At 41.4% G+C, this 1,017-nt stretch carries 2 protein-coding genes; one reads left to right on the forward strand and one right to left on the reverse strand.

Features of this window, described 5'->3' with window-relative positions:
* Positions 1-16 precede the first annotated feature (16 nt).
* Positions 17-184 carry a hypothetical protein gene (locus R7F67_RS25035; protein ID WP_005466428.1) on the reverse strand — a complete coding sequence of 56 codons (168 nt, stop codon included), beginning with the start codon at positions 182-184 and terminating at the stop codon, positions 17-19.
* A 322-nt stretch (positions 185-506) separates the two neighbouring features.
* Here R7F67_RS25035 and R7F67_RS25040 point away from each other — a divergent pair, with 322 nt between their 5' ends.
* Complete coding sequence (locus R7F67_RS25040; protein WP_080535396.1) at positions 507-983, forward strand: Lrp/AsnC family transcriptional regulator; 477 nt, start codon at positions 507-509, stop codon at positions 981-983.
* Positions 984-1,017 lie beyond the last annotated feature (34 nt).

Here is a 1,017-nt window from a genome sequence, read left to right on the forward strand (position 1 = left end):
GCTCTGTAGTTTAACGTTACGCTGCTAAAGGTTCTTCGTTGGAGTAGGGCGATCCGTCGATCATCACTGGCCAGCCATAAGATGCGTATTCACGTGCTAAAAACTTTGCGACTTCGTGAGAAACCGTGGTGTATGTCCATTCGCCAACACCAAACGGTTTATACGCCAGTTGTAAGGTTAACATTGCTTTTTCCTCAATAATTTTTCCTATTATTGCCTTACTATTTGGCTCATTTCTTCTGTTTATAGCTCACTTTATTCTCTGCAAAGTTCATCGTTTCACTTTTTCATTCACACCGATTTTTCTCTTATAAAAGCCGTGTGAGTACCTTTGTTATTTATAAACCTATGTTAACAACTAGGATGTGTTTTTAGGTTGATGATGGCTTTTTGTGCTAAGCAAACGTTAAAACTAAGCGGAATTCACACGTTGTTCATTTGTTAGTTTGCAAACATAACGGTAACGATTAATGTAAAGCTCCCTGAGTTGTTACAAGTATTTGTTGATGGGCTACCAATTAGACAGGATTGATCTGCATATTTTGAGAGTGCTTCATTCACGCGGGCGAATTCCCGTCGTCGAACTGGCGAAGCAGATTAACTTAACCACGTCGCCGTGCTCAGATCGCGTCAAAAGGCTTGAGAAAGAAGGCTATATCAATGGTTATCATGCCGAGTTGAATGCTGAAAAATTAGGATTGGATGTTCAGGTGTTCATTCATATTCGTTTGGATCAAACCAGCTTCTCGATTTTTGAAAAGTTTGCCAAAGCGGTGGAATTGATGCCAGAAATCGAAGAGTGTTATTCGCTCTCTGGTGACTTCGACACCATGATTAAAGTCCGAGTGAAGAACATGAAAGCGTATCAAGAGTTCATGTCGAGTAAGCTAGGCACGCTACCGGGTGTTATTCAGACGCGAAGTGAAGTGGTGATAGAAGAGCACAAAACGGGATTTGGTGTGAATCCGGAGCTATTAGGCTAAAGCACTTGTCGTGGTACAGGACATAAAAAAGGAG

Origin of the sequence: Vibrio sp. YT-17, from assembly GCF_033337375.1 — a bacterium.
Classification (GTDB): Bacteria; Pseudomonadota; Gammaproteobacteria; order Enterobacterales; family Vibrionaceae; genus Vibrio; species Vibrio alginolyticus.

Coding starts and splice junctions, on each gene's coding strand:
- R7F67_RS25035 (WP_005466428.1), bottom strand. CDS start 184: ATGTTAACCTTACAACTGGCGTATAAACCGTTTGGTGTTGGCGAATGG.
- R7F67_RS25040 (WP_080535396.1), top strand. CDS start 507: ATGGGCTACCAATTAGACAGGATTGATCTGCATATTTTGAGAGTGCTT.